At 62.7% G+C, this 3,898-nt stretch carries 6 protein-coding genes and 1 pseudogene; 2 read left to right on the top strand and 5 right to left on the bottom strand.

The window, feature by feature from the left end; genetic code table 11:
- From purT to ACK6AU_RS31500, 5 genes and pseudogenes are all read right to left on the bottom strand, one after another.
- Positions 1–439: pseudogene (gene purT / locus ACK6AU_RS31520) on the bottom strand (phosphoribosylglycinamide formyltransferase 2); the annotation flags it as partial.
- Positions 440–533: 94 nt separating this feature from the next.
- Positions 534–1,001, bottom strand: a complete 468-nt coding sequence (locus ACK6AU_RS31515) for a preQ0 transporter (RefSeq protein ID WP_022642489.1) — start codon at positions 999–1,001, stop codon at positions 534–536.
- A gap of 101 nt (positions 1,002–1,102) precedes the next feature.
- Complete coding sequence (locus ACK6AU_RS31510; RefSeq protein WP_409303642.1) at positions 1,103–1,318, bottom strand: DUF1289 domain-containing protein; 216 nt, start codon at positions 1,316–1,318, stop codon at positions 1,103–1,105.
- The gene (locus tag ACK6AU_RS31505) at positions 1,315–1,839 is read right to left on the bottom strand and encodes a gamma carbonic anhydrase family protein (protein WP_031320949.1); all 525 of its coding nucleotides are present in this window, start codon (positions 1,837–1,839) and stop codon (positions 1,315–1,317) included. Before ACK6AU_RS31505 ends, ACK6AU_RS31510 begins: the two co-directional genes overlap by 4 nt.
- Positions 1,840–1,894: 55 nt before the next feature.
- Complete coding sequence (locus ACK6AU_RS31500; protein ID WP_185699999.1) at positions 1,895–2,494, bottom strand: CoA pyrophosphatase; 600 nt, start codon at positions 2,492–2,494, stop codon at positions 1,895–1,897.
- 149 nt (positions 2,495–2,643) lie between these two features.
- Between ACK6AU_RS31500 and ACK6AU_RS31495 the strand changes: the two genes are divergently transcribed.
- Positions 2,644–3,195: an NUDIX hydrolase gene (locus ACK6AU_RS31495; RefSeq protein ID WP_409303640.1), complete on the top strand. Its 552-nt coding sequence runs from the start codon at positions 2,644–2,646 to the stop codon at positions 3,193–3,195.
- A 48-nt stretch (positions 3,196–3,243) separates the two neighbouring features.
- Entirely contained in the window at positions 3,244–3,747 is a 504-nt protein-coding gene (locus tag ACK6AU_RS31490; RefSeq protein ID WP_185699997.1) for a murein L,D-transpeptidase family protein, read from the top strand.
- Positions 3,748–3,898: the final 151 nt, after the last annotated feature.

The following is a 3,898-nucleotide window of genomic DNA, read 5'->3' as shown; positions in this document are numbered from 1 at the left end:
CCTGCACGGCCTTGCTGTAGTCCTCGAAGGTATCGGCGAAGTGGTATGGCGAGGTCGGCAGATCCAGCTCTTCGGCGGCCAGGCGCCGGATGCCTTCGCGGTTCATGGTCAGCTGGGTGGCCCGGGCGGTCGGGATCACGGTGAAGCCTTCGGCTTCCAGCTCCACCAGGGTCGCCGTGGCGATGGCCTCGATTTCCGGCACGATGAAGTGCGGTTTTTCCGCCTCGATCACGGCGCGCAGGTCTGCGCCGTCGAGCATGTTGATCACGTGGCTGCGATGGGCCACCTGCATCGCCGGAGCGTTGGCATAGCGGTCCACGGCGATCACTTCGACGCCCAGGCGTTGCAGCTCGATCACCACCTCCTTGCCCAACTCACCACAGCCACAAAGCAAGACGCGGGTCGCGGTTGGCGACAGTGGAGTTCCGATACGAGTCATCTGAAGGTCCTCAAGGAAGCGGATCATCGTAGGCCGAGCGCCAGGCTGGCGACCCGGGAAAGCGCGGCATTTTACATGAACCATGGCCTTTGGCTCAGCCGGCGCACGCCGCTTTGCGCAAACGCCAGGCCATGGCCAGCCACACCACCGTGACCCCGGCGAACTTCGAACCCAGGGCAGTGAGTATCACCCCTGGAGTCAGCGCGTCGATCATGCCGAAGAAAATGAAGGTATCCAGGGGGATGCTCAGCGCCGAGCTGATCCACAGCCGATCGTGCAGCGGGCGCTTGGTAATGCTGAACACCAGCCAATCGATGCTCTCCGAGACCGCGAAGGCAGTGGCACTGGCCAGGGCGATAGCCGGGTCGGAGGTCAGGTAGGACAACGCCAGGGCCGCCAGCATGGCGACGATGGCGCCATGGCCGAAGCGGGTCTGCACCATGTCGCGCAGGACGAACAGCAACCCGCCCCAGGCCGACCAGATGATGTCCAGGTGCGGAGCGACGGAAAAGGCGTAGTTGGTCAGCACGACACTGCTGATATAGGCGATCAGGAAGAACATGGAGGCGAAGAGTACCTGTCGGGAAGACGTACAGATTACTTGCGCCGTGGGAATCGGGCCAGGAAAGTCCTCGATTCCCCGACAAGCACAGCAGAAACGAATCAGCTGCTACTCCCCGAGCCCGTCAGCCACAGCAGCCCACTGTCCCTGGCCCGCTCATGGCACAGGATCAATACCGCGCGCCGCTCGGCATTGTCCATGCGTCCCCAACGGGTGATCTCGTCCACCGTGCGCTGGCAACCGGTGCAGATATCCCGTTCGTCCAGGGCGCAGATGCTCACGCAAGGCGAGGCCACGGGTTTCTCCGCAAGGCTCATGGCTCCTGCTCGGCCAGGTCCCGGGCATAGCGCTGGGCGTTGTGCACATAATGGGCGGCGCTGGCCTCGAGCATCTTCTTCTGCGGCTCGGTGAGCTCACGTACCACCTTGCCCGGCGAGCCCATGACCAGCGAACCATCGGGAATCTCCTTGCCTTCGCCGATCAGCGAGTTGGCGCCGATGATGCAGTTCTTGCCGATCTTCGCGCCGTTGAGGATCACCGCGTTGATGCCGATCAGGCTGTAGTCGCCCACGGTGCAGCCATGCAGCATGGCGTTGTGGCCAATGGTCACCCCGGTGCCGATGGTCAGTGGATACCCCATGTCGGTATGCATCACGGTGCCGTCCTGGACGTTACTGTGCCTGCCGATCAGGATCAGTTCGTTGTCGCCGCGCAGCACGGCGTTGAACCACACGCTGGCGCCCTCCTCCAGCTTGACCTTGCCCACCAGCGTGGCATTCGGGGCGACCCAGCTCTGTGGATGGGTTTCGACTCGGGCATCGCCCAGGCGGTATTTCATCTTGTTGTCCTCATGGCTCAGGCAGCCGCGGGTGAGTGCCATACGTGCGATGGCTTCAGAGGGTGACGGAATTCTTCGGTGGGTGGCGCAGGCTGATCCCGGCGTCATACAGCAGGTTGACCAGCTCGACGATCATGATCGCCGTCAGGCCCCAGATCTTGAACTCGCCGAAACGATAGCTCGGAACGTACCAGCTACGCCCCTGGTAATCGATGCGGTGGGTATGCTCCCTGGGGTCCTGGCGAAAGAACTCCAGGGGGACGTTGAACACCGCGGCGATCTCGGCGTCGTTGGCGCGATACTCGACGAAGTCGGGAATCACCCCGACGTAGGGCGTGACCTTCAGTCCATGCTTGGAGATCAACGGGCTCAGGGGACCAATGACTTCCACCAGCCCAGGCGGCAGGCCGATCTCTTCCTCTGCTTCGCGCAGGGCGGTGAACACCAGGTCCGGATCCTCCGGATCGCGTCGCCCGCCGGGAAACGCCACCTCGCCGCCATGGGTCGAAAGCCCGCTGGCGCGCAGGGTCAGCACCAGCTCCGGCTCATCGCTGCGGGTGATGGGCACCAGCACGGCGGCCTCGGGAAAACGTCGATCAGTCTCCAATGTACGCGGCGTGTAGTGGCTTACCCGATGAAGTAGCTCGTCCAGCATGGGGTATCTCGATCTGTTGGCTACCGTGCATCATGCACCAATCCCGGCAGCCGCCCAACCCCCGTTCCCCGGGCATGTCGCTCAAGGATAACTTGCCGACAACGGGCCGCCCGCGCCAAGATAGCCGCAGCCTTTTCCGGACAGCCCCCATGAAATTTTGCAGCCAGTGCGGCAACCCGGTGACCCAGCGCATTCCCGAAGGCGACTCGCGCCTGCGCTTTGTCTGCGATCACTGCCAGACCATCCACTACCAGAACCCCAACATCGTCGCCGGCTGCCTGGCCACCTGGGAAGGCAAGGTCATGTTATGCCGCCGGGCCATCGAGCCACGCCTGGGCTACTGGACCCTGCCGGCCGGTTTCATGGAGAACGGCGAGACCGTGGAACAGGGGGCGATCCGCGAAACCTTCGAAGAAGCCTGCGCCCGTGTGCGCGACTTGAGCTTCTATACCCTGATCGACGTCCCGCATATCAGCCAGGTGCATGTGTTCTTTCGCGCAGAGCTGGCCGACCTGGATTTTGCCGCCGGCCCCGAGAGCCTTGAAGTGCGCTTGTTCGATGAAACCGACATCCCTTGGTCCGAGCTGGCTTTCCGCACCGTCGGCCGTACCTTAGAATGCTTCTTCGCTGACCGGCGGGCAGGTGCTTTCCAAGTACGCACCGAGTCCATCCCGCCACTCGCTCAGCCTGCCATCAGTTAAACAATGATCGTGCACGGGACCCCGTGCGCGCCTGGGGATATCGTGTCAATGCGCTGGTTGCTTGCCCTGCTGTGCTGTTCCTTTGTCGCTGTTTCCCAGGCCTCCACGGTGGAAACCCTCGACGGCAAGGTCATCGAGAAAGTCCTGGTACTCAAGTCCGCCCATCAACTGCAGTTGATCAATGACGGCAAACCGCTGAAGACCTATCGCATCTCCCTGGGCAAGAAACCCAAGGGGCCCAAGCTCATGGAAGGCGACAAGCGCACGCCCGAGGGCCTGTACTGGCTCGACTGGCGCAAGACCAGCGACCGTTACTACCTGGCCATGCACATCTCCTATCCGAACATCAGCGACGCCGCCCGCTCCCGGCGCGAAGGCGTTGACCCCGGCGGCATGATCATGATCCACGGCACCCCGGACACCGAGGAATTCCCCGAGCAGTACTTCCATACCCTGGACTGGACCGACGGCTGCATCGCCATGCGCAACGTCGACATGCGTGAGGTCTGGGGCCTGGTCAAGGACGGCACCATGATCGAGATCCGCCCTTAATCCCCCCTCCTGCAAAAAATATTTTCCCCGCCCCGCAAAACCCGCCTGCCCATACCACTTCGCGATCCGCCACGGGTCGCCTCCAGGCTTTTGGCCCTCGCTGCCAGACCTGCCTAATACCACTTCCTGTCTCTTATACACAGGTGACGCG

It is taken from the genome of Pseudomonas sp. KCJK8993 (genome assembly GCF_046230915.1).
Taxonomy (GTDB): Bacteria; Pseudomonadota; Gammaproteobacteria; order Pseudomonadales; family Pseudomonadaceae; genus Aquipseudomonas; species Aquipseudomonas piscis.
This window is presented reverse-complemented; position numbering and strand designations above follow the sequence as displayed.

What these genes read in the sequence shown, in the direction of transcription:
- ACK6AU_RS31490 (WP_185699997.1), top strand. Translation starts at nt 3,244, where the DNA reads ATGCGCTGGTTGCTTGCCCTGCTGTGCTGTTCCTTTGTCGCTGTTTCC.
- ACK6AU_RS31515 (WP_022642489.1), bottom strand. Translation starts at nt 1,001, where the DNA reads ATGTTCTTCCTGATCGCCTATATCAGCAGTGTCGTGCTGACCAACTAC.
- ACK6AU_RS31495 (WP_409303640.1), top strand. Translation starts at nt 2,644, where the DNA reads ATGAAATTTTGCAGCCAGTGCGGCAACCCGGTGACCCAGCGCATTCCC.
- ACK6AU_RS31505 (WP_031320949.1), bottom strand. Translation starts at nt 1,839, where the DNA reads ATGAAATACCGCCTGGGCGATGCCCGAGTCGAAACCCATCCACAGAGC.
- ACK6AU_RS31510 (WP_409303642.1), bottom strand. Translation starts at nt 1,318, where the DNA reads ATGAGCCTTGCGGAGAAACCCGTGGCCTCGCCTTGCGTGAGCATCTGC.
- ACK6AU_RS31500 (WP_185699999.1), bottom strand. Translation starts at nt 2,494, where the DNA reads ATGCTGGACGAGCTACTTCATCGGGTAAGCCACTACACGCCGCGTACA.